Origin of the sequence: Pseudoalteromonas sp. S558, assembly GCF_005886635.1 — a bacterium.
GTDB lineage: Bacteria > Pseudomonadota > Gammaproteobacteria > Enterobacterales > Alteromonadaceae > Pseudoalteromonas > Pseudoalteromonas aliena.
On record NZ_PNDU01000724.1, the window covers coordinates 1 to 354 of the forward strand.

A 354-nucleotide genomic window follows, 5' to 3' on the forward strand; every position below is an offset into this window, starting at 1 on the left:
GCACGAGCTTGCGCATCAGGCATTGGCGCTGCATCAGCTCAGCAACGCCTTCGGGCGTCAGCCACAGATCCTGCTGGCCCAGGGTCATGATCCAACCCGCCAGGATGGAGTAGACACACAAATTGTGCGGACCGAGATCGCGCGCCAGCGCGCGGGTGAGGCCCTGCACCGCTGACTTGGCAGTGGTGTAGCAGGGCATGTTGCCCGGACCGAGCACCCAGCTCACCGAGCCGATGTGGATGATCGCACCGCCGCCCGCCTGCCTCATGTCGGGTGCGACCGCCTGGGCACTGAAGAACTGGTGCTTGAGGTTGACCGCGATCCGCTCGTCCCAGAATTCCGGCGTGACGTCCT

1 protein-coding gene is annotated in these 354 nt (G+C 65.0%); it reads right to left on the reverse strand.

The genetic code is table 11. The features are described 5' to 3' along the window. The coding region (locus CWB66_RS22100) for an SDR family NAD(P)-dependent oxidoreductase (protein ID WP_138587039.1) at positions 1-354 on the reverse strand (354 nt) is incomplete at both ends.